The following is a 22,297-nucleotide window of genomic DNA, read 5'->3' on the forward strand; positions in this document are numbered from 1 at the left end:
AAGAGACAAGACATGACGGAATCTGGCAAACAGAAACAGCTGCTGCACCTTGTGTTCGGCGGCGAACTGGAAAATCTTCAGGATGTTCAGTTCCGGGATTTGAATGCGCTCGATATCGTCGGCATCTATCCTGACTACGCTTCAGCGCTGACCGCGTGGAGATCCAAGGCGCAGATGACTGTTGATAACGCCCATATGCGTTATTTTATCGTGCATATGCACCGTCTTCTCAATCCCGACGATAAAAATTGAGTCCTTTTGCCCTTGCGTTGTAATACTATTGGGTGAAGGCGAGTTTTCCCGTGATTCCTGCCCGGAATGGCAGGCAGGAAATTCGGTTGCGAGAAAACGTGATCGCGCTTTTGTTTCCGATGATAAAAAATGACGCAATTTGAGAAGAAGTAGGCGGCGATAACAACAAAGAACAGGGGCAGGGCATTGCGCGGAATGATCAAGGGCAGAATGTCATGAGCAGCCGTATCGCACGTTTCGCTCTTTCCGGTTACAGGATTGCCGGTATCGCCGCTTATCCGTTTGCACGGCCTTATCTTTCCTATCGGGCCGCAAAGGGCAAGGAAGACAAGCGCCGCCGTCTAGAACGTTTCGGTTACGCCAGCGCGGAGCGCCCCCGTGGCCCGCTCGTCTGGTTCCATGCCGCAAGTGTCGGCGAAACGCTCGCCCTCATTCCGCTGATCCGCGAAATACGCAAGCGCGATATCTTCGTGCTTCTGACCACCGGCACCGTCACCTCGGCCGAGCTGACCCGTACCCGGCTTGGCGATGATGTGATCCACCAATATGTGCCGCTCGACATCAAGATCGCGGTCAACCGTTTCCTCGCCTATTGGGCACCGGATGCCGCCATCACCGCTGAATCGGAAATCTGGCCGGTGACGATGATGGAGCTGGAGCGCCGGCACATTCCGCAGATCCGGGTCAATGCGCGGCTCTCGGACCGTTCCTTTGACCGCTGGAACAACCGGCACGACATTGCGGAATCGCTGTTCTCCAAGCTGGCGCTGGTGGTTGCGCAATCCGATGTCGATGCCGAACGCTTCCGTGATCTCGGCTCCTGGCCGGTGGTGATATCCGGCAACCTCAAGGGCGATACGGATCCGCCGCCTTGCGACGAAGCTCTGCTCGAGCACTATCGCAGGCAGATCGGCACCCGCAAGACATGGGCGGCGATCTCCACCTTCGACGGTGAAGAGAAGGCAGCAGCCACCGTGCATGCGGCGATCAAGTCGCGCAACGGTCAATTGACCATCATCGTGCCGCGCCACCCTGAGCGCGGCGACGATGTGGAAGCCATGCTGAAGGGCATGGGGCTGACCGTGGCGCGCAGAAGCCGCAACGACGTGATCACGCCGGAAACCGATATCTTCCTCGGGGATTCCATTGGCGAAATGGGGCTTTACCTCAGGCTCACCGAACTTGCCTTCGTCGGCCGTTCGCTGACGGCGGAGGGTGGGCAGAACCCGCTGGAGCCGGCAATGCTGGGCTGCGCCGTACTGTCAGGCGCGCATGTACAGAATTTCCGTGAGGCCTATCAGAAGCTGATCCGCGCCGGCGGCGGGCGCATCGTCCGCGATGTCGAGATGCTGGCCAAGGCGGTGCATTACCTCCTGGTCAACGACAATGAACGCTACAAGATGATCGATGCCGGCAACCGGGTCATTCAGGACATGCGCGGCGCGCTTTCCGCTACCGTCAAGGCGCTGGAGCCCTACATCAACCCGCTCACAGTCACCGCCAAGCTGCAACCGCGGAGTGCCATCGGCTCATGGTAGCGGATATGGAAATTGATGCGACCCAATCGATTGCCGCTGTCCTTTTCGACAAGGACGGCACGCTGTTGGGTTATGACGCAAGCTGGGGGCCGGTGAACCGCGAACTTGCGGCGATTGCGGCAAAGGGCGATCCCGGTCTTGCGGACCAGCTTCTTGCCGCCTGCGGCATGGATCCGGTTACCGGGCATGTGGTGCCCGACAGTCTTTTGGCAGCCGGCAATACGGCGGAGATAGCTGCCGGTCTCGTCGCCGCCGGTTCGCCCTGCGATGTCGTGGAGCTGACTGCGCGGCTCGACCGGCTATTCACCGAGGCAGCGGATAAATCCGTGCCGGTGACCGATCTCAAGGCATTTTTCGCGAGGCTCAAGGCACGCGGCTACAAGCTCGGCATCGCGTCCAGCGACAACGAAAAATCCATCCGCCAGACGGCGATCCGTTTCGGTTTCGAAAGCGATGTCGATTTCGTCGCGGGTTATGACAGCGGTTACGGCACAAAGCCGCAACCCGGCATGGTTCTCGGTTTCTGCGAAGCGATCGGCCTTGCGCCCGCGCGCGTGGCAGTGGTCGGCGACAATAATCACGATCTGCACATGGCGAGAAATGCCGGCGCGGGATTGCGCATTGCCGTTCTCACCGGAACCGGCTCGCGCGAAAGCCTTGGCGCCGACGCCCATTATTGTTTCGATGACATTACCGCGCTGGAAACCCTGCTGCCGGAACGCGTTGTTTAGGTTATGTCCCCGCAGTGCGCGCCACTTGTCGCACAAGATGGGAAGAGACAAGCTGCGCATGTATAACCGGGTTTTGCAATTCAGGGTTTTTTCTGGCAAATACCCATGTGACTTGTCGAATTTAAGCGCAATGCCGTGGGCGATGCAGCCGGGAGCAGGCATATATGGTTTCTGAAGCGCCGCCTTTCTGGTGGCAGAAAGCAGGCTGGCAAGCCTGGCTGTTATCACCGTTTTCCCTTCTCTACGGCAATATTGCCGGCCGGCGGATGCGCACGGCAAAACGGGCGAGCGTTCCCGTTCCGGTCATCTGCATCGGCAACTTCACCGTTGGTGGTGCCGGAAAGACGCCGACCGCAATGGCAATCGCCCGAGCCGCCACCGCAAAGGGCCTGAAACCCGGCTTCCTGAGCCGTGGTTATGGCGGCACACTTGATGTCACCACCCTCGTCGATCCCGCGCAGCACCGCTCCGCTGATGTCGGCGATGAACCCCTGCTGCTTGCCCGCGAGGCGGTGACGGTCATCTCCCGCAAGCGGGTGGAAGGCGCACATCGGCTGGTGAAGGAGGGCGTGGATCTCATCATCATGGATGACGGCTTCCAGAGCGCACGCCTGACGCTGGATTATGCGTTGGTCGTTATCGATACGGTGCGCGGCATCGGCAACGGTCATCTTGTGCCGGGCGGCCCGGTCCGGGCGCCGCTTGCCGAACAGATGCGGCATATGACCGGACTCTTGAAGGTCGGTAACGGCCATGCGGCCGATCCGCTGGTCAGAACCGCGGCAAAGGCCGCCAAACCGGTTTTCGTCGCGGCGATCAAGCCGCAGGAACCGCAGGATTTCAAGGCAAGGCGCGTGCTGGCCTATGCGGGCATCGCCGATCCCGCCAAGTTTTTCCGAACCGTCGAGGGGCTTGGCGGCGAAATCGTGCTGCAGCGCTCCTTTCCTGATCATCACCATTTCAGCGATGACGAGATCGCCGATCTTCTGCAGGACGCGGATAAGGAAAACTTGCAGCTGGTGACGACTGCCAAGGACGCCGTGCGTCTTAACGGACACCATGGCCGTGCGGAAGAATTGCTGTGGAACAGCTTGGTGATCGAGGTCGACATGGTGTTCGACGATCCCAATGCGGCTGGGACGATCATCGATACGGCGGTGGTGAACTGCCGCGCCCGTTTGCTGCGGGAAAATGCGCGGACGTCAATTTAGAGCATCTCGGAACGTAAGCCGCCGGGTATTTACCCCCTTCATTCCTGTGCTTGTCACAGGAATCCAGCCGACGCGCGTCTGCGCGGCGAAAAAACTCCTATCAGCTCAAGGACTTGGGCTGGCTGGATCCCTGTGACAGGCACAGGGATGAGGTTGGAGAGGTAAGCAACCCTCAGCGCGAAAAGAAGCGTTCTCACACGCGGCCATTTCGGGCGTGCTTCCGCGCCTGATCAGGCGGGCAAATTACCAGCCTTGCGCTCTGCCTCCAGTGAGGCGCTGGCATCCACATAGGCTTCCTGCCGGGCGACGCTCCAGTAGCGCAGCTCGTCGACCGGAATGGTCTTGCCAGTGATGGCGCATATGACATGCGAGCCGGTCTGCACGATCCGGAAGTCACCGTCGAGATATTCGATGACGGCGATGCGGTTTCCGCCTCCCTCAAATCTGTTCATCCGTTTTCGTCTCCTGCTATGTCCTGTCAGTGCATCCAGCCCGAAACGGCGTAGCGTTCTCCTGAACAATCCGGATGCTCCAGTCCCCTGAATTTATATCGCTGAGCTACGCCCAAGGCCAGCCCTGCCTGCTGCCCCCGGGTTAAGGCTCAGCTTCGGCCGAAGAGACGTTCTATATCGGAAAGTTTCAGCTCGATATAGGTCGGACGACCGTGATTGCACTGTCCTGAACCCGGCGTGTTTTCCATCTGCCGTAAAAGCGCGTTCATCTCCTCCGGCCGCATGCGCCGCCCTGAACGCACCGAGCCGTGGCAAGCCATGGTGGCGGCGACATATTCCAGCTTGTTGGCAAGCGTGGAGGCGGCGTCCCATTCGGCGATCTCGTCGGCAAGCTGCCGAACCAGCCCCTGCACGTTGACCTCGCCAAGCATCGCCGGCGTTTCGCGAGCCGCGACCGCCCCCGGTCCGAAACGCTCGATGACCAGCCCCAGCGCATCGAAACCAGCCGCATGGTCCATCAGCCGGTCGCAATCCTCTTCGGGAAGGTCGATGATCTCAGGAATGAGCAGCACCTGTGAAGGCGGGCGTCTGGAATGCAGCGCATTGCGCATTTCCTCAAACACCAGCCGTTCATGCGCCGCATGCTGATCGACGATGACGAGGCCGTCTTCCGTCTGCGCGACGATGTAGTTCTGGTGCAGCTGCGCCCGCGCGGCGCCGAGCGGATATTGTAACGGTTCCAGCGACGGGCTTGCAGACGCCTCGTAAACCTCGCGGGGTTCCGCCCGCGCGGTCGGCATGGTGATGTCGGAAAAGCGCGATTGCACTGCCTCGGCAAATTGCATGTTCCCGGAAACGGCAAGCGGTCGGGAAGGCGAGGCCGCGGCGGACCATGTCGCAGCGGCAGACGGTCGGAGATTGGACGGGCTGTAGCCAGGGCGAAAGGCGTTCATCATCTGGCTGGCACCAGTCGTCGCCGCTCTGTCGCCGTCGCGGGTCAGCGCCTGGCGGATCGCACCGACGATCAGCCCGCGAACGAGGCCGGGATCGCGGAAGCGCACATCTGATTTCGCCGGATGCACGTTCACGTCCACAAAGGCGGGATCGAGCGTCAGGGACAGCACCGCGACCGGATATCGCCCGTGCGGCACGGTTTCGGCATAGGCACCGCGAATGGCGGACAACAGCAATTTGTCCTGCACCGGGCGACCGTTGACGAAGACATATTGATGCGCCGAGTTGCCGCGGTTGAAGGTCGGCACGCCGGCAAAACCGGAGAGCGTTACATCCTCGCGCCCGGCATCGATTTCGATGGCGTTGTCCTTGAACTCGGCACCGAGAATCTGCGCCATGCGGGCAAGGTGATCGTCGCCGGTGGAGGGGATTTCAAGTGTGGAGCGGTCGGTGCCTGACAGCACGAAGCGGATATGCGGAAAGGCAATTGCCATCCGTTTGACGACTTCGGTAATGGCGGCTGCCTCCGCTCGCTCCGTCTTCAGGAATTTCAGCCGTGCGGGCGTCGCGAAAAACAGGTCGCGCACCTCGACGATGGTGCCGGCATTGGCGGCGGCGGGCCGGACCTCGGAGACCTTGCCGCCGGTGACGGAGATCACCGAACCCTGTTCTGCGCCGTGTTGCCGGCTGGTGATGGAAAGCTTGGCAACCGAGCCGATGGAGGGCAGGGCCTCGCCGCGAAAGCCGAGCGTGCGGATATCGTCAAGCGTGGTGGATATTTTCGAGGTGCAATGGCGTCGGACCGCAAGCTCCAGATCGGCAGGCGACATGCCGGAGCCGTTATCGGTGATGCGCACCAGTCCCTTGCCGCCGCCCGCCGTGGCGATCTCGATGCGCGTTGCGCCCGCGTCGATGGCGTTTTCCACCAGCTCCTTCGTGGCGCTGGAGGGTCTTTCGATGACCTCGCCGGCGGCGATCTGGTTGATGAGGGTTTCTGAAAGCTGCTTGATGGCCATGATCGTCATTTTCGCGGATTCGTCACGGCTTCGAAAGCAAAAAACTCAAGTCGTGAAAGTTTGCACATGTTTTGCGGCCTGCCCGGCATTTGATCATTTCCGTCAACGTCAGGTTAAGCGTTAATCCGCCTTTAATCGGCCTTGCATATGGTGAGGCGGCTTGAAATGACTGCAGGAACGAGGCCCCCCTTCGCCGGGTGGTGTGACGTCGTATATGGGTGAACGTCATCTTCCCCTCAAGACTGCTTCAAGTAGCGAACCCTGATGTCTCTTTTTCGGAATTTACCGTTTCATCCCGGCATTTGCCTCGGACGATTCCAATAGAAACATAAGCCTGACCCTGAAAACAGGTGGGAGTTTGCAGTTGAGTGATTTGGCGTCCTCCGGCGCGGGCGTTCATACGGTGATGCTTGATGCCCTTTGCGACGCGCTTGGCGCGGCGATCGTCGTTTACGACCGGAACGATCACATCGTTTTCGCAAGCCGGAAGCTTTTGAGTTTTTTTCCACTGCAAGAGGCCGTTATCGGGCCGGGCGCGCGGCTGCGCGACTATCTGAGCGCGCTTTACGATTGTTATCTTCTGGAAGCGGAAAGCCTGTCCGCCAATGCCCGGCAGCTGGGACGCGAGGAATGGATTGGCGAGCGGCTGGCGCTGCACTGGAAGGAAAGGTCTGAAAAAACCGAGCGGCTGAAGGGGGAGCGCTTCCTGCGCTTCGTCATGAACCGCCTGCCTTCCGGGTTGGGCATCAGCGTCGTTGCCGATATTTCCGAACAGAAGAAAAGAGAAGAACAGTGGCGCATCGACCTTGAGCGCGTGCAGCTGATCGAAGACATTCTCGACAATCTGCCGTTTCCGGTCCTCGTCAAGGACCGGAACCTCGCCTATGCCGCCGTAAATAAAGCCGCCTGCACCATGGTCGAGACCAGTGCAGAGAGCATTCTCGGCCGCACGGTTTTCGATCTGCATTCGCGCCAGGTCGCAGGCCGGATCGACGCTGCCGATCGCAAGGTGCTGGACAGCGGCACGCCGAGCATCCTTCCCGAAAGGGTAAGGCGCGCGAATGGTGAAGAGGTGCTGACGATTACCCGCAAGCAGCGGGTGGGTCGGCCTGGCCGGCATTTCCTGGTCACGACGATGGAAGACGTGACCGCGCTCGCCACCATCGACGCGAACGGCATGCCCGTCATCCCCTCGCTCGAACATGTCGATTTCGTCGCCTCCACCTATGGCAAGGATGAAGATCGCGATGCCGCAGGCGGTCTGCTGAAAAGCAAGGCGGTGCTGGTGGTTTCCGGAAACGGGCGCTTTGCCGAAGCCGCCTGCCACCGGCTGGCCGCGAGCGGCATGGATCATGCCGTGGTGAGGAGCGAGGAAGAACAGCGTAGTTTCATCGATATCGCCGCTTCCGCAGGCGTCGGCATCGATGTCGTCGTCGTCGACGCCCAGATGAGTGTCACATGCCTCGATATCGCGGCTGCGCATGACCTGCCGGTCGTCACCATCGAGGAAGAGGAGATCGACGCTTCGCTGCTGCATTATCTCGCCGTCGGCCTCAAATCGTCTCCGAAGGAAAAATCCTCCGACGAGGACTGGGAGATCATGACCGAAGACCTGCCCAAAATCCTCAAGACCGGCGGCGTCTGCGAGATACTTCTCGTTGAGGACAACAGGGTCAACCAGATCGTCTTCTCACAAATCCTTGACGGATTGGGGCTGTCCTGGCGGCTTGCCACGTCGGGTGAGGAGGCGTTGCGTCTTTTTGCGGAACAGGCCCCGTCCGTCGTCCTGCTCGACACCACGCTCGGCGATATCGACGGTTTTGAGGTCGCCCGCCGTATGCGCGCACTGGCCGGCGCCGAGCGCATTCCCATCGTCGGCGTCATCACCCACGCTTTCGAGGGCGATCTCGACAAATGCCTGGCGGCGGGCATGGAAGACATGCTGCTGAAACCCGTCAGTCCCGATATGGTCGATGCCGTTTTCCTGCGCCTTTTCGGCAAGGATGCCCTGCGGCTGCAAGCCTGAAGCTCCTCCATTTCGGCTTTTTGTGTTAGAGCCGCTGGCCTTGCGGAAACGCCGCCGCATTTTCGATGCGCGGTTCTATGGCTTTTTTAATACTTGCCCTGCATTGTGATCGCGGTCGACACGGGATTCACGAGATGCAGGAATGAAACGGGCAGAGCCGCAGGCGTTGCACGTCAGCCAGAACGAGCTGCAGGCGATGGCTTACAGCGATCCACTGACGGGGCTTGGCAATCGTTACCGTTTGCGGGACAAAATCCGCATGCTCGCCAGCGAGCGTTCCAGCGATCCCGCGCCCTTCACCGTCGGCATTGCGAATATTGACGGCTTCAAACCCATCAACGATCTTTTCGGCGTGCAGGCGGGCGACGAGATTTTGTGCCAGGTCGCGCATCGGCTGAAGGCTTGCATTCCCGATGGCGCCGCCGTGACGCGCCATGATGGCGACGAATTCGCCTTCGTGCTGCCGCTGGTATTCGAGCGCACCGGCGCAGAGCGCATTGGCAACATGATCAAAGACGTGCTTTCTGCGCCTTACGATCTCGGCGACCGCAACGTCCGGCTTTCCTCCTCCTTCGGTTTTGCCATCTATCCCTTCGCCGGCGATGATTTCGAGGATTTGCTGAAAAGCGCCGAGACTGCGCTTTACCGTTCCAAGCGCCGTGGCCGTGGCCAGATAACGGTCTATTCGCGCGAGATTGCGCAGGAAATGAAGCGCGCCACCCAGCTGGAACAGGCGTTGCGTAACGCCATCATCACCGATGCGATCGACGTGCATTTCCAGCCCATCGTCAGGCTGGAAGAAGCGAAGGTCATCGGTTTCGAGGCACTCGCCCGCTGGAACGACCCCGATCTCGGTTTCGTATCGCCCGCCGTTTTCGTTCCGCTGGCCGAAGAACGCGGTTTCATCGACGCGCTGTCGGAAGCGCTGCTGAGGAAGGCTGCGGAAGCGGCGCTGTTCTGGCCGCGAGAGCTTTTCCTGTCCTTCAACCTGTCTTCCGCGCAATTGATGGATCCCGGCACAGCGGATAATATTCTGTCCATCCTGTCGCGTGTCGGCCTTGATCCGCACCGGCTGGAGCTTGAAATCACCGAAACGGCTGTCATGACATCCGCCGATACCGCGCAGCGCATCATCAGCGAATTGCAGGGTGCCGGTGTTCGTATCTCTCTTGACGATTTCGGCACCGGCCAGTCGAGCCTTGGCCGCCTGCGCGACTTCACTTTCGACAAGGTCAAGATCGACCGCGCCTTCGTGTCCCGCATCAGCAGCGACCGTCCTTCGGAACATATCATCAAGGCCATCGTCGCCATGTGCGAAGGGCTTGATCTAGAGGTCGTCGCCGAGGGCATCGAGGAGCAGGCGGAAGAGGAAAAACTGCGCGCGCTCGGCTGCGCCATGGGGCAGGGCTATTTTTACGGCCGCCCCGCCGATGCCGCCGCCACGCAGCGTTACCTTCACGAAAACTATCGCGAGATCCTGTCGGATATTCCCTGAGAAATGGAATGGCCTTGGAAATAAGGCTCTAGGGACCTCCCCAACCTCATTCCTGTGACGAGCACAGGAATGAGAAGGCGGCACGCGCCGCGCTTCACAACCGGTAGAGCGGCTCGAACCTGCCCTTCACCTCAATCCCCAGCTCGAATGTCTTTCCGTGCTGCGGATTGGCGGCAATGGCGTCGTCGTCAAGATTTTCGCGGGCGGATGTGACGAGAAGGCGCGACGCATCGGGCCCGATGAAGGCCGGGCAGGTGGTCTGTCCCGCCGGCACCAGATAGCGTTCGATGTGGTTGCCGTCGGCATCGTAACGATCGACCGCACCCATCCCCCAGCGGGCGTTCCAGATATGCCCTTCCGCATCGCAGACCGATCCGTCTACGCCACCGTCGATCCCGGCGGTGTCAATGAACACCTCTGCCTTGCCGGTGGGAAGTCCCGTCTCGGCATCGAGCGGCACCCTCATCAGCTCGTTGACCTTGGTGTCGACGTAATATCCGGTCGCGCCATCGGGCGAAAAGCAGATCGAATTTGGAATGCTGATATCGGCAAATAGCTTGGTCACGGTTCCCCTGGCAACGTGGTAGATGCTGCCCGCGCCGATTTGCGCCTTGCGGCTCATTGTGCCGATCCACAGCGCGCCCGAGGGATGCATACGCCCATCATTGGAGCGGTTGTCGGGCATGTCCTTTTCCAGCTCCGCATGCAGCGTCAACACGCCGGTTGCCGTATCGCGAAGGAAAAGGCCGTCATCGGAGGCGATCAATTGCTTGTGGTCGCTGATTTTCGCCAGTGCGCTGCCCATGAAGGGCAGGGCGTGCACCGTTTTGCGGCCGGAAGCGAGATGCAATTCATGCAGTTCGCGCCCGATGATATTGAACCACCAGGCCGTGCCGGTCGCCGGGTCGAAAGTCGGGCCTTCGCCAAGCGTCATCGGCGTTTCGTCAAGAACACGTCCGGCAAAGGGATAAACGGTCGCCATGCTCTTATCCTCCAATTGCTGCATCATAGGCCGAAAGCGTGACGATGGCGCGCTCGCGCACCTCCGCAGCCGTCATGCCGGGCTTGTAGAGACTGGTGCCAAGCCCGAAAGCGAGGATGCCGGCGTTGGTATAGTCGGCGAAATTCTTGTCCGAAACGCCACCAACGGCGGCAATGACCAGATCCTTCGGCAGGATCGTCCGGATCGCATTGATGCCGGCCGGGCCGATGATGCTGGCGGGAAAGAATTTCAGCCCGGTTGCTCCGGCCTTTGCGGCAACCAAAGCCTCGGTGGGGGTCAGAACACCCGGCATCGTCACCATGCCCTTGACGCGCGCGGCGGTGATGACGTCGGCATCGGCGTTGGGGCTGACCATCAGCTTGCCACCGGCGGCGTCCAGCGCATCCACGTCTTCCGTGCTGAGCACGGTGCCGGCGCCGATCAGGCAATCGGCGGGCGCCATCTTCGCGGCGATCTCGATCGAGCGGAACGGATCGGGCGAATTGAGCGGGATTTCGATGGCGCGGAAGCCGGTCTCGATCAGCGCGCCGACGACGCCTTCGGTTTCCTCGGGTTTAAGGCCGCGCAGGATGGCGATCAGCGGATATTTCATGGCGGGGAAGGGGATACGCATGGTGGGTCTTTCGTCCTTGAGCGGGATGGCGAAAAGCGTGAGCGGTTTTCGCCTGGAATTCCGCTCCACTGAATAATCTATGACCAGATGGCATTTGCGGCGGCTAACAACCCGCGCCGAACGGCCTCGTCTGCGTCGATGACAGTATATTGAATCTCAAGGGCTGCGAATGCACCCTCGTAAAGCGCACCGAGCGCGCCGGAGCCAATCAGCACCACCGGCGTGTCCCGCCGTACGGAGGAATGCGCACCGGCAATTTCCAGTCCGATCATGATACCGGAAAGCTTGGCCTTGGCGTCTGTCGCGGTGAGGCCGTGCAGCAATTGTCCGGAGCGCAGGGTGAACAGACGGTTGGTGGCGAGCTGCGGATTGGCATAGATGTCACGCACCGCCGCCCTGAATGCCTCGTGCTCGCCGGTAAAGGCTTCGGCTTCCGCCACCGCATGGGAAAGGATGGTCTGTTTCGAGATGACCTCGAACAGCTCACCGGTCATGAAGGTGGCAAAGCCCGTCACGTCGCTGCCATCCACCGTTACCCATTTGGAATGGGTGCCGGGCATGCAGACCAGCTTCCTGCCGCCACCGGCGGAGCTGAGTGCACCGAGCAATTGCGTTTCTTCGCCACGCATCACATCAGGTGCGTTTTTGTCCCGCTGCGCCAACCCCGGCAGAATGCGGACATCCCGCTCCTGACCCGGCACGCGCACCGCACCATCAAGAACCGCTGAAAGCGATGCAGGCACGTCGATATAACCGGCCTCCACCCAGCCCTGCCGCGCACCTGCCATGCCGCAGATGAGAACCGGCAGTTTTTCCGGTGCGCCGATGGCATCGAGATGCGATTGCAGCACCTCTGTAAAGCCGGTCCGCATGGCCGTCGTCATGCCTTCAGCACTTCTGCGCTCAGCCAGCACCGCGCCGGACCGGCTGAGCAGCCAGAGCCGGAAACTGGTCGTGCCCCAGTCGACGGCGATAAAAGCGGGTTCAGACATTATAACAGGCCTCCGTCTACGATTATGGATTGCGCGGTGATCGCGCTCGATGCCGATGATGCGAGAAACAGGCACGGACCCACCAGATCGGCGGCGACAAGCGTGCGCTTGAGACATTGCCGTGCCGTGGTCGAGGTGACGTCGTCGTCCGTCAGCCACAATTCTTTCTGCCGTTCCGTCACGATCATGCCCGGCAGCAGCGTGTTGACGCGGATATTTTCCGGCCCCAACCGTCCGGCCAGGCTTTTCGTCAGGCCGATGATGCCGGCCTTGGCTGCCGCATAAGAAGGAAGCTCGCCCATGTTCAGCAAAAACGAAATCGAGGAGAAATTGATTATGGCTGCGTCCTGCGCCTGCCGCAGATGTGGCAAGGCGGCCTGAACCGTGAAGAACATCTGCTTGAGATTGACGGCCTGATTGGCATCCCAATAGGCTTCTGTGACTGTATCGATGTCGTGGCGGTCGTCCCATGCGGCATTGTTGACGAGCACCTTGATGCCGCCGGTCGCAGCTGCTGCCGCCTCCACGCTCTGCCGGGTCGCCGCAATGTCGCGCAGGTCGGTCTTGAAGAAATGGACCTGATGGCGTGTGCTCTGCGCAAGCCGCGCAACGAGCGCCACACTCTGCTCTTCGGCGATGTCGATGAACGCGACCCTTGCGCCCTGCGCCGCAAAGGCCTCCACCAGCGATGCCCCGATGCCGGAGCCGCCGCCGGTGACGAGCACGCCCGCGTCCTTGAGGTCAGGGAAATGGGCTTGCATCATCGACATCGTCTCGTCCAGTAGGGGATTGATTGTTCCATTATTTGGAACTAGATTTTACTAAGTGGAATTATTCTCTTGGCCGCAGGCTTATGTCAAGACAGATGACGGTGGATGTTGCATGCCCGATCACAAAAACCCAAATGACAGCGAGCATGAGGTGGTTCCTGCCTTTGAGCGAAAAAAGGAAAGCGTAACCGGCACACTCGGTAAGGCCGTCTCGCTTCTGGAGCTTATCGCCCTTGCCGAAAAACCGATGCGCTTCACCGACGTTGTCGAGGCTTGCGGCCAGCCGCGCGGCACGGTGCACCGCCAGCTCGCCCATCTCGTGGCCGAAGGTCTGGTAGATCATGTCGCCGACCAGACCTATGTCGTGGGTCTGAGGCTGCTGCAATTGGCTGCCAAGGCCTGGAGCGGCAATGATCTGCGCAGCGTTGCCGCGCCGCATCTGGCGGCATTGCAGGAGGCGACGCAGGAATCCGTGCATCTTGCCGTTCTGAACGGCGGGCAAGTCACCTATCTGGACAAGATGGAGGGCAGGCATACTTTGCGCATGCATTCGCAGGTGGGCAAGACATCACCCGCCTATTGCACAGGGGTGGGCAAGGCCGCGCTGTCAATGCTTTCCCCTGACGATCTCGCTGCACTTGCCGCAGAGCTGGACTTCCACCGCTTCACGCAAAATACGATCGTTACCCCGCAAATGCTGGCGCAGGATGTGGCCGCCATTCGCAGCAATGGCTACGGTTTCGACCTTCAGGAGCATGAGATCGGCATTCACTGCGTTGCCGCGCCGGTAAGGGCGCCGGGGCGTAATTTTCTCGCTGCGATTTCCGTTACCGGCCCAGCCTATCGCGTGGATGTGGAGCAACTGCGGAAATGGGGTCCTCTGGTGCGCGAAACGGCCGATCAAATTTCGGCGGAACTTGCCTGCAGATTATCTCCGGTTGCGAATGGTTGAGAAAAATGGATGCATGAAGCTGTTGGTTTCCGCTTCAAAAACGGCAGATCGCGCGCCGGTGCGTGTAAGTGAAATCTTATTTTCGATTATTCGGAATTAAGTTTCAACTTTTGTTTGCATGAATCATTTTGGCGAGTAACATCCGCGCAATTTCCGCACGAAGGCAGGCCTTTGCGGCGGTATTTTCTCTTTTTTGAAGAACCGCTTCATGCAGAAAACAGAGACGGCCGCCGTTCAGTCGATTGGTGTTGATTGCGTTCGCGAGATCGCCGGTCTGAACACGCAATTCGATATATTCCGGTTTTTGAAACGGCTGACGGAAGCCTGGGGATTCAAAGCCTTCATGGTGCTGGACCTGTCGGCCGAAATGGCGAGCGAATTGTCGCAATGCACCATCATCACCAGCTGGCCGGCCGAGCTTTTGCAGCGTTATGACGAAGAGGGCATGCTGCAGAGAAGCCGGGTGATGGCGCAGTTGAAGAAATCGACCACACCCTTTTCCGTCTCCCTGGATTTTCTGGTCAGCGGCGATGAAAACGCGCCAAAAAAACCGGTCATCGGTCTTTTTGAGCGGTTCGATATGATCAATTCGGTGTGGTTTCCCGTTCACGACATCACCACGATGCGGGGAGCGGTGTCCTTTTCCGGCAACAAAACGACTTTGCCCACCAGCCAGCTTGCGGAACTTTTTTACATTTCCAGCCATATCTTTGCCCGGCTATCTGAAATCCGCCGCCTTGACCTGCGGGTTCCAGAGACATTGAACGAGCGCGAAATAGATTGTCTCAACTGGACGGCCGCCGGCAAGACCAGCGCCGAGATCGCTGAAATCATGATGCTGTCGGAACATACCATCAATCACTACCTGAACCGTGCGACGAAAAAACTCGATACGGTCAACCGCACCCAAGCCGTCGCAAAGGCGCTCCGGGTTGGTCTGATTAAATAGCGAAACCGCAAATTTATCATTGTGATAAATGGGTTCCTGGGCGATCCTTCTTTCGAATCACCGGGAAGGAGAAATCGTTTGCCGGAACGGCATAGGATAAAAGCGGGGTTTTCTCCGACTGTCGATTGCGCCGTACTGATAGCCGCTGCCGAAAAAGGCTTTGCTGCCGACGAAGGCGTCGAACTGGAACTCATCCGAAAACAATCCGCGCGCGCCGTGCTTGCAGCACTTGGCGAGGACGAGGTTCAGATCGCCCATTTGCCCGCCCCGGTTCCCGTCGGTTCCGCGGTTGGCCTCGATGACCTGCCGGCCGATATTGTCGGCGTCTTCACTCTTTCCCTTGGCGGATCGGCAACGACCGTTTCGCACGGATTTTTCGACGAGCTTTACCGGGAGGGCATGAAGCTGCCAGACCCGGCGGCGTTCGGGCGGGCGATGGCTCGTGTCTGTTCCGCGCGCCGGGCGGCGGGTGAAAAACCGCCGGTCTTTGCGATCGAGGATATCGTGTCCACGCCGTTTTATGCGCTGCGTTATCTGCTCGGAAGCTGCGGCGTGCTGCTCGGCCGCGACATGGAAATCGTCGAAGCCATGCCGAAGGCTATGCCGGCGCTTTTGGAAAGCGGCAAGGTCGATGCGCTCTGTACCGCCGAACCGGCGGGCAGCGCTGTGGTGCTGGGTGGCAGCGGGCGGATCGTCACCACGGGAGCGCTGATCTGGCACAACGCGCCTGAAAAGATACTGGCCGTGAAGCGGCCCTGGGCGGAAGAGAACGCCACTGTGCTGGAAGGCTTGCTGCGTGCGCTTTATCGCGCCGGCGAATGGTGCGCCAACTCCGCCAATATCGAGGAACTTACCGGCATTCTTGCCGCCCCCCATTATATTGACGAGAACGGCGAATTCCTGCTTCCGGCGCTCACAGGCTATATTTCCACTTCGCAAAGGGACATGCAGCGCTTTCAGGAGTTTTTCGTAACAAGCGCCAAGGCCGCCAATTTCCCCTGGCAAAGCCAGGCGCTGTGGTTCTTTAGCCAGATGTTGCGCTGGGGTGAGGTTCCCCCCGATCGCCAGTTCGATGCAGCCGTGGTGGAGGCTGCGCGCAATGCCTATCGGCCGGATATCTTCCGTAAGGCGATGAAGCCGCTTTTCGTGCCGGTGCCGGGCGCGAACCTGAAGCTGGAAGGCACGTTGCGGGAACCGGTCCATGTCGGCGCGTCACGCTCGGGTCTTGTCCTCGGTCCCGACTGTTTTTTCGATGGTCGGGTTTTCGATCCGGAAACGCTTGATATGGACGACGAAATCTGAAGTCTGCGAATAAACCGTCGCGATGATCCGCTGTTTGCGGTTTGGCATTGGCGAACGGGCCGCGTTTGTCTATGGATGGCGCGGAATGCAGCCCATATCCGGCGGGATGATGTAGCGGAGTAAACATATGGCAGAGGTCAGCAAGCACCAGGTCGAAAAGGCTTTGGAGGCAGTCATCTATCCCGGCAGCGGCAAAAGCATCGTGGCGCTTGGCATGGTCTCGGAAATCTTCATCGCCGACGCGAAAGCCTATTTCTCCATTACCGTCCCGGCCGACAGGGCAGCCGACATGGAGCCGTTGAGGCTTTCGGCTGAACAGGCCGCCAAGGGCGTTCCGGGTATCGCCGGTGCCGTCGTCGCGCTGACGGCGGATCGCAAACCCGGCACACAACAACCCGCACCGGCGCGCCCGGCACCGGCACCCGCGCGCCCTGCGGCTGCAACCGGCCGGCCGCCCGCGCAACCCGGCTCGTCGAAGGTCGGCGTACCCGGCGTCGGCGCGATCATCGCCGTTGCCTCGGGCAAGGGCGGGGTCGGCAAGTCCACGACCGCCGTCAATCTGGCGCTGGGCCTACAGGCGCTCGGCCTCAAGGTCGGCATGCTCGACGCCGACATTTACGGCCCCTCGCTGCCACGACTGCTGAAGATTTCAGGACGCCCGCAGCAGCAGGAAGACCGCATCATCATTCCCATGGAAAATTACGGACTGAAGGTCATGTCCATGGGATTTCTGGTGGATGAGGAAGCGGCGATGATCTGGCGCGGGCCGATGGTTCAGTCCGCATTGATGCAGATGTTGCGTGAAGTCGCGTGGGGTGAACTCGATGTGCTGGTGCTCGACATGCCGCCTGGCACCGGCGACGCGCAACTCACCATCGCCCAGCAGGTGCCGCTCGCCGGCGCCGTCATCGTCTCAACGCCGCAGGATCTGGCGTTGATCGACGCGCGCAAGGGCATCACCATGTTCCGCAAGGTGGAAGTGCCGCTGCTCGGCGTCGTCGAAAATATGAGCTACTTCATCGCACCGGATACCGGCGCGCGTTATGATATTTTCGGCCATGGCGGTGCAAAGGCAGAGGCTGAGCGGATTGGCGTGCCGTTCCTCGGCGAAGTGCCGCTCACCATTTCCATCCGTGAAATGTCTGATGCCGGAACGCCGGTGGTTGCCGCCGAGCCGGATGGTCCGCAGGCCGCCATCTACCGCGATATTGCGGAAAAAGTCTGGGCCCGCATCGGTGCTGGCGAAAGAAAAGCCGCGCCGAAAATCGTTTTCGAATAACGTACCGGTTGCGGAAGAAAAAAAGGCCGGGCGGTTGTCCTGCCTGGATATATTTTAAAAACAATATGTTAACTGGTGGCTTCGGGAAAGGCCGATGCATTTGAACGCCAGAGATGCATCGCCTGCAATGCTGTCGCGAGAAAATATTGCTTGATTGGGTCTCGCTTTGGGAGCATAGCCCTGCGCCGTTTGGTTCTTGGTCCGTCAGTCCGGCGGGATGTGAAAATCCCGCTCGTTCCGGTGTTCCCTGAAGTGTCGTCCAAAGGTTTGCCGACCTTGAACAGGATATGTTAAGCAGCATTGCGGCTGAAGCCAGCGATGCGGACCGGAGAAACGGATTGATAAAAGCCTATCGCGCCAACTGCGAGGCGATCAGCCTGTCGCCAGACGACGGCCGTGAACAGATTCCCGACGATATCGTCTGGATCGACCTTATCAATCCGACGAGGACGGAAGAGCAGTACGTTGAAAAACTGCTGGGGCTTGAGCTGCCCACCCGAGAGGATTTGAAGGATATCGAACCTTCCAGCCGCCTTTACATGGAAGACGGCAACGTCTTCATGACCGCCTCTCTGGTTTGGAAGGCAGATTCCGACGGTCCGCGCCTGACCGATGTCGCCTTTATTCTTGCCGGCAAGCGCCTTGTGACGATCCGTTATGCCGAGCCGAAATCATTCCACCTCTTCACCGCCGCCATCACCCGCGTGCCGCACGAGATGCGCAGCGGCACCGCGCTGTTGCTGAAACTGCTGGAAACCATCGTCGATCGCACGGCGGAAATTCTCGAAAACTCGGTGGCAGGCATCGACAATCTCGCCGCCGATCTTCTCGGCAGCCAGGCGCGCAGCAAGCGCAAGGCGCCGCGTTATCTAGAAGACCGACTGACGAACATTGCCGCCTATCATCGGCTGATCTCCAAGGTTCGCGACAGCCTTGCTTCCCTTGCACGCCTGCAGACTTTCCTGTCCACAAGTGCGCAGGTCCAGCAGGACAAGGAAGCGAGGGAACAGAGCAAATCGATCGGTCGGGATATCCAGTCGTTGAGCGAACATGCCTCCTTCGTTTCCGGTAATCTGACATTCCTGCTGGACGCGTCTCTCGGCATCATCAACATCGAGCAGAACGGCATCATCAAGATATTCTCGATCGCGTCGGTCGTGTTCCTGCCGCCCACTTTGGTGGCCTCGATCTATGGAATGAACTTTCAGCTCATGCCGGAGTTGAACTGGACGTTTGGCTATCCACTCGCGCTCGTCGTCATGCTGATGTCGGCAATCATCCCGTTTCTCTTTTTCCGTTGGAAGGGCTGGCTCTAAGGAGCCAGGATCATCATGTCTCAAATCGCAGACAAGGACGTTACCGAGAAGCCGGATTCGGATGACAAGCATCAGAACAAGGGGCTTTATGCCGCGATCCTTGGTTCTATCGGCGTCGTCTACGGCGATATCGGCACCAGCCCGCTCTATGCCTTCCGCGAAGCGCTAAAGCCGATCGCCTATGATGGCGTGACGAGAGAAGAAGTCATCGGCCTGACATCCCTGATGATCTGGTCTCTGACGATCATCGTGACGTTCAAATACATCACGCTCCTCCTGCGCGCCGACAATGACGGCGAGGGCGGCACACTCTCGCTTCTGGCGCTGTTGATGAAGACGGCGGGCACTCACCGCAGCGTTCTCATCGTGCTCGGCCTCATCGGCGCAGCCTTGTTCCTGGGCGATGCCATGATCACGCCGGCGCTATCAGTGCTTTCGGCGGTGGAGGGTCTGAAGCTCGTCACTCCGGCCATGGACGACTTTATTATTCCCATCTCCGTCTGCATTCTCATCGGCCTCTTCGCGATCCAATCGCACGGTACGGGAACGGTAGCGAAATTCTTCGGACCGATCACCGCCGTCTGGTTCCTGGTCATGGGTGTGGCCGGCCTCATTCATATCGCCGATGATTTCGGCATTCTCTTTGCCTTCAACCCCTGGCACGCGGTCGAGTTTCTCGCCAATGAAGGGTTTTACGGCATCGTCGTGCTGGGCGCGGTTTTCCTGACGATCACGGGTGCTGAAGCGCTTTATGCCGATCTTGGCCACTTCGGCCGCCGTCCCATCCAGTGGGCATGGTTCTGTCTGGTTTTCCCGGCGCTGACGCTGAATTATCTCGGCCAGGGCGCGCTGGTTCTCAAGGACCCGGCGGCGATGTCAAATCCGTTTTACCTGATGTTCCCGCAATGGGCGATCCTGCCGGCCGTCATTCTGGCGACCGCCGCCACCATCATCGCCAGCCAGGCGGTTATAACAGGCGCGTTCTCGCTCGTGCGTCAGGCGATCCATCTCGGCTACCTGCCGCGCATGGAAATCCTCTTCACTTCGGAAACCAATACCGGGCAGATCTATCTTCCCGCCGTCAACACCATCCTGCTGTTCGGCGTCGTCGCACTGGTGCTCACCTTCAAGAGTTCGGATGCGCTGGCCACCGCCTACGGCATTTCCGTTACTGGCGCGATGGTCGTCACCAGCATGATGTTCTTCGAATTCGTGCGCAAGCGCTGGCAATGGTCCATCTGGCTGGCGATTGGCGTGCTGGCGCCGCTTCTGCTGCTGGAACTGATTTTCCTCGGTGCAAACCTGCTCAAGATACATGATGGCGGCTATGTGCCGGTGTTGCTGGCAATCGCTTTCACCATCATCATGACCACCTGGCAGCGCGGCTCGAAAATCCTCTTCGCCAAGACCCGCCGCAGCGATGTGCCGCTGAAGGCTTTCGTGGCTTCGGTGGAAAAGGAAAGCGCCCATGCGCCAGTGCGCGTGCCCGGCACAGCGATTTTCCTGACTGGCGATCCGGATGCCGCACCCGCTGCATTGCTGCACAATCTCAAGCACAACCACGTCCTGCACGACAAGAACGTGATTTTGACGATCCGCACGGAAGACCAGCCGCGCGTCCGTCCCGAAAATCGTTACACACTGACGAAGCTGAGCGATCGTTTTGCCGTGGTCGAACTGCATTTCGGCTTCATGGAAACGCAGAACGTCACCCAGGCGCTCGGTTACCTCAGGCGCACGGGTTACAAGTTCGACATCATGTCCACCTCGTTTTATCTCGGTCGCCGCAAGCTGGTGCCGGATCCGAAATCGGGCATGCCGGGCTGGCAGAACCGACTGTTCATCGCGCTTGCCGAAACGGCCGCCGATCCCTCGGACTACTTCCGCCTTCCGGCCAACCGCGTGGTGGAACTCGGGTCTCACGTCGTCGTCTGATCATTAGAAGGTGGTTACACATTAACGTGAAGCCGCGCCCACGCGCGGCGTTAACCAAGCATCAAGGTTAATAAGAGATTCTCGAACACCTGTAACAAATATGGTTCCTGGTGTTCGGAGTGCTGGTTTTGCGTTCGAAAAGAGTAATGCGTCGTCGGTCCTTTGCGTCCCTTCAGGCATGGACCTCACCCGTTGTCTTCGGCCTTGCTGCCTGGCTCGTCTTTCCTTCCATCGCCGCACGCGCGGATTTGGCCTCCCTGCTGGCGGGGCTGGACAATGGCGGCGAGCAATGGCGCATGGTGCTGACCGCGTCTCCGGCAGGCTCCGTCCACAATGCCTCGCTCACCTTTAACGATGCGGAGGGGGAGGCGGCGTTGCATGGCAGCGGCATGACCCTGCCCGATGGCCGCAAAGTGGCTTTCGTCACCAACAAGAAGGGTGACGAGACGACACCCGACAGCGAGCGCGTCAACCGTGCCGCCAAGAAGGGTCGCATCGTCGCAACCGAAATCATGCAGCCGCCAAAGGCCTTCACCGCCGGTTCCGTGCTGGAACGCACCAGCATGCTGGATATAGAGCCGCTGAAGCGCAAGGACCGCACGGCTTTTGTGAAACCGAAACGCGACAGCGACGTCAAACTTGCCTCCTTCTATTTCCGCCGTGAAGAAAAGAAGGCGGACAAAAGCGTCTCTCCGATGCTGGCGGAACTCGTCACCAACAGGACTCCCGACATTCTCGCCACGGCTTACGCGCCGGCCGAACCGGATTTCGCCCGTGAATCTCCGTTCGACGCCATTCTGAAAAAGCCGGAGGCCGGCCGCTTCGTGCCGTTGATCGGCGCGGACGATCACGCATGGGCGGCAACGCCGCTGCCCGCTGCCGTGTTTTCCGCAGCCGAACAGCAATGCCTCGCATCCGGCATCTATTTCGAGGCACGGGGTGAATCGGTCAAGGGACAGGCGGCGGTGGCACAGGTGATCCTTAACCGCGTGCGCAACCCCTCTTACCCGAAAACCATCTGCGGTGTGGTCTATCAGAACAAGGACTGGCGCAACCGCTGCCAGTTCTCCTTCGCCTGCGACAATATAAAGGACCGGGTGAATTCCGAACGTCACTGGAAAATGGCGCGCGAAGTGGCCATGGCCACCACCGCCGGCAAAATCTGGCTGACGGAAGTCGGCTCGGCGACTCACTATCATGCCGTCTATGTTCGTCCCGCCTGGGGAAAATCCATGAAGAAGGTCGGCAGGATTGGCTTGCACGTCTTTTATCGAACCTATGGTGGCGGCTGGAGCTGATACCACCGCCAATTTGTCGCAATTTGCGTGTCAAAAATGCCGATTCCCGGGGGAAACATCGTCGACAAACGGCGATTTGGCGTTAAGCCTTTGTTTTTAAATATTTAATTTGTCAAAAAACAAGCTTCGCCAGTGCCTTGACTAGCGAAGCCCCTAAAACTATGTTGCGCGCGACTTCAGAGCGGGCTGGAACAGGCTTAATCCGTCACCGTT

General features: G+C 59.6%; 19 protein-coding genes. 13 read left to right on the forward strand and 6 right to left on the reverse strand.

Going from position 1 to position 22,297, the window contains the following annotated elements:
- Positions 1-12 precede the first annotated feature (12 nt).
- The 4 genes from CRP02_RS14470 to lpxK all read left to right on the forward strand — a co-directional run bounded on the left by CRP02_RS14470 (position 13) and on the right by lpxK (position 3,732).
- Entirely contained in the window at positions 13-252 is a 240-nt protein-coding gene (locus tag CRP02_RS14470) for a DUF4170 domain-containing protein (RefSeq protein WP_019564234.1), read from the forward strand.
- Between the two features lie 215 nt (positions 253-467).
- Positions 468-1,790, forward strand: a complete 1,323-nt coding sequence (gene waaA / locus CRP02_RS14475; RefSeq protein WP_004432170.1) for a lipid IV(A) 3-deoxy-D-manno-octulosonic acid transferase — start codon at positions 468-470, stop codon at positions 1,788-1,790.
- Positions 1,784-2,521, forward strand: a complete 738-nt coding sequence (locus CRP02_RS14480; RefSeq protein WP_097101655.1) for an HAD family hydrolase — start codon at positions 1,784-1,786, stop codon at positions 2,519-2,521. Before waaA ends, CRP02_RS14480 begins: the two co-directional genes overlap by 7 nt.
- Before the next feature lie 164 nt (positions 2,522-2,685).
- Complete coding sequence (gene lpxK / locus CRP02_RS14485) at positions 2,686-3,732, forward strand: tetraacyldisaccharide 4'-kinase (protein ID WP_097171558.1); 1,047 nt, start codon at positions 2,686-2,688, stop codon at positions 3,730-3,732.
- 230 nt (positions 3,733-3,962) lie between these two features.
- Here lpxK and CRP02_RS14495 read toward each other — a convergent pair whose 3' ends face one another.
- Both CRP02_RS14495 and mutL read right to left on the reverse strand, forming a co-directional pair.
- Positions 3,963-4,184, reverse strand: a complete 222-nt coding sequence (locus tag CRP02_RS14495; RefSeq protein WP_003519053.1) for a DUF2093 domain-containing protein — start codon at positions 4,182-4,184, stop codon at positions 3,963-3,965.
- Between the two features lie 149 nt (positions 4,185-4,333).
- Positions 4,334-6,154: a DNA mismatch repair endonuclease MutL gene (gene mutL, locus CRP02_RS14500; RefSeq protein WP_097171560.1), complete on the reverse strand. Its 1,821-nt coding sequence runs from the start codon at positions 6,152-6,154 to the stop codon at positions 4,334-4,336.
- A gap of 406 nt (positions 6,155-6,560) precedes the next feature.
- Between mutL and CRP02_RS14505 the strand changes: the two genes are divergently transcribed.
- Positions 6,561-8,180 carry a response regulator gene (locus CRP02_RS14505; RefSeq protein WP_179784151.1) on the forward strand — a complete coding sequence of 540 codons (1,620 nt, stop codon included), beginning with the start codon at positions 6,561-6,563 and terminating at the stop codon, positions 8,178-8,180.
- Between the two features lie 142 nt (positions 8,181-8,322).
- Positions 8,323-9,675 (forward strand): putative bifunctional diguanylate cyclase/phosphodiesterase, encoded by a 1,353-nt coding sequence (locus tag CRP02_RS14510; RefSeq protein WP_003519050.1) that lies wholly within the window; start codon positions 8,323-8,325, stop codon positions 9,673-9,675.
- A 94-nt stretch (positions 9,676-9,769) separates the two neighbouring features.
- On the opposite strand, the gene CRP02_RS14515 is transcribed toward CRP02_RS14510, so the two are convergent.
- The 4 genes from CRP02_RS14515 to CRP02_RS14530 form a co-directional block, all read right to left on the reverse strand.
- Positions 9,770-10,657 carry an SMP-30/gluconolactonase/LRE family protein gene (locus tag CRP02_RS14515; protein ID WP_097171562.1) on the reverse strand — a complete coding sequence of 296 codons (888 nt, stop codon included), beginning with the start codon at positions 10,655-10,657 and terminating at the stop codon, positions 9,770-9,772.
- 4 nt (positions 10,658-10,661) lie between these two features.
- Positions 10,662-11,291 (reverse strand): 2-dehydro-3-deoxy-6-phosphogalactonate aldolase, encoded by a 630-nt coding sequence (locus tag CRP02_RS14520; RefSeq protein ID WP_026330617.1) that lies wholly within the window; start codon positions 11,289-11,291, stop codon positions 10,662-10,664.
- A 77-nt stretch (positions 11,292-11,368) separates the two neighbouring features.
- The gene (locus CRP02_RS14525; protein WP_097171563.1) at positions 11,369-12,283 is read right to left on the reverse strand and encodes a 2-dehydro-3-deoxygalactonokinase; all 915 of its coding nucleotides are present in this window, start codon (positions 12,281-12,283) and stop codon (positions 11,369-11,371) included.
- Positions 12,283-13,053, reverse strand: a complete 771-nt coding sequence (locus CRP02_RS14530; RefSeq protein WP_097171564.1) for an SDR family NAD(P)-dependent oxidoreductase — start codon at positions 13,051-13,053, stop codon at positions 12,283-12,285. The genes CRP02_RS14525 and CRP02_RS14530 overlap by 1 nt, the downstream gene beginning before the upstream one ends.
- Positions 13,054-13,165: 112 nt before the next feature.
- On the opposite strand from CRP02_RS14530, the gene CRP02_RS14535 reads away from it, so the two are divergent.
- From CRP02_RS14535 to CRP02_RS14565, 7 genes are all read left to right on the forward strand, one after another.
- A complete protein-coding gene (locus CRP02_RS14535; RefSeq protein ID WP_097171565.1) occupies positions 13,166-14,005 on the forward strand; it encodes an IclR family transcriptional regulator in 840 nt (279 codons plus the stop codon).
- 208 nt (positions 14,006-14,213) lie between these two features.
- The gene (locus tag CRP02_RS14540; RefSeq protein ID WP_025592618.1) at positions 14,214-14,954 is read left to right on the forward strand and encodes a helix-turn-helix transcriptional regulator; all 741 of its coding nucleotides are present in this window, start codon (positions 14,214-14,216) and stop codon (positions 14,952-14,954) included.
- A gap of 78 nt (positions 14,955-15,032) precedes the next feature.
- The gene (locus CRP02_RS14545; protein WP_097171566.1) at positions 15,033-16,256 is read left to right on the forward strand and encodes a CmpA/NrtA family ABC transporter substrate-binding protein; all 1,224 of its coding nucleotides are present in this window, start codon (positions 15,033-15,035) and stop codon (positions 16,254-16,256) included.
- A gap of 127 nt (positions 16,257-16,383) precedes the next feature.
- Positions 16,384-17,535 carry an Mrp/NBP35 family ATP-binding protein gene (locus CRP02_RS14550; protein WP_065702785.1) on the forward strand — a complete coding sequence of 384 codons (1,152 nt, stop codon included), beginning with the start codon at positions 16,384-16,386 and terminating at the stop codon, positions 17,533-17,535.
- Positions 17,536-17,873: 338 nt separating this feature from the next.
- Positions 17,874-18,851 (forward strand): magnesium/cobalt transporter CorA, encoded by a 978-nt coding sequence (corA, locus tag CRP02_RS14555; RefSeq protein WP_174001449.1) that lies wholly within the window; start codon positions 17,874-17,876, stop codon positions 18,849-18,851.
- 15 nt (positions 18,852-18,866) lie between these two features.
- Entirely contained in the window at positions 18,867-20,786 is a 1,920-nt protein-coding gene (locus CRP02_RS14560; RefSeq protein ID WP_097171567.1) for a potassium transporter Kup, read from the forward strand.
- A gap of 146 nt (positions 20,787-20,932) precedes the next feature.
- The gene (locus CRP02_RS14565; RefSeq protein ID WP_179784026.1) at positions 20,933-22,084 is read left to right on the forward strand and encodes a cell wall hydrolase; all 1,152 of its coding nucleotides are present in this window, start codon (positions 20,933-20,935) and stop codon (positions 22,082-22,084) included.
- The last annotated feature ends 213 nt before the right edge of the window (positions 22,085-22,297 follow it).

This window comes from Rhizobium sp. AN5 (assembly GCF_900215255.1).
GTDB classification, from domain to species: domain Bacteria; phylum Pseudomonadota; class Alphaproteobacteria; order Rhizobiales; family Rhizobiaceae; genus Agrobacterium; species Agrobacterium tumefaciens.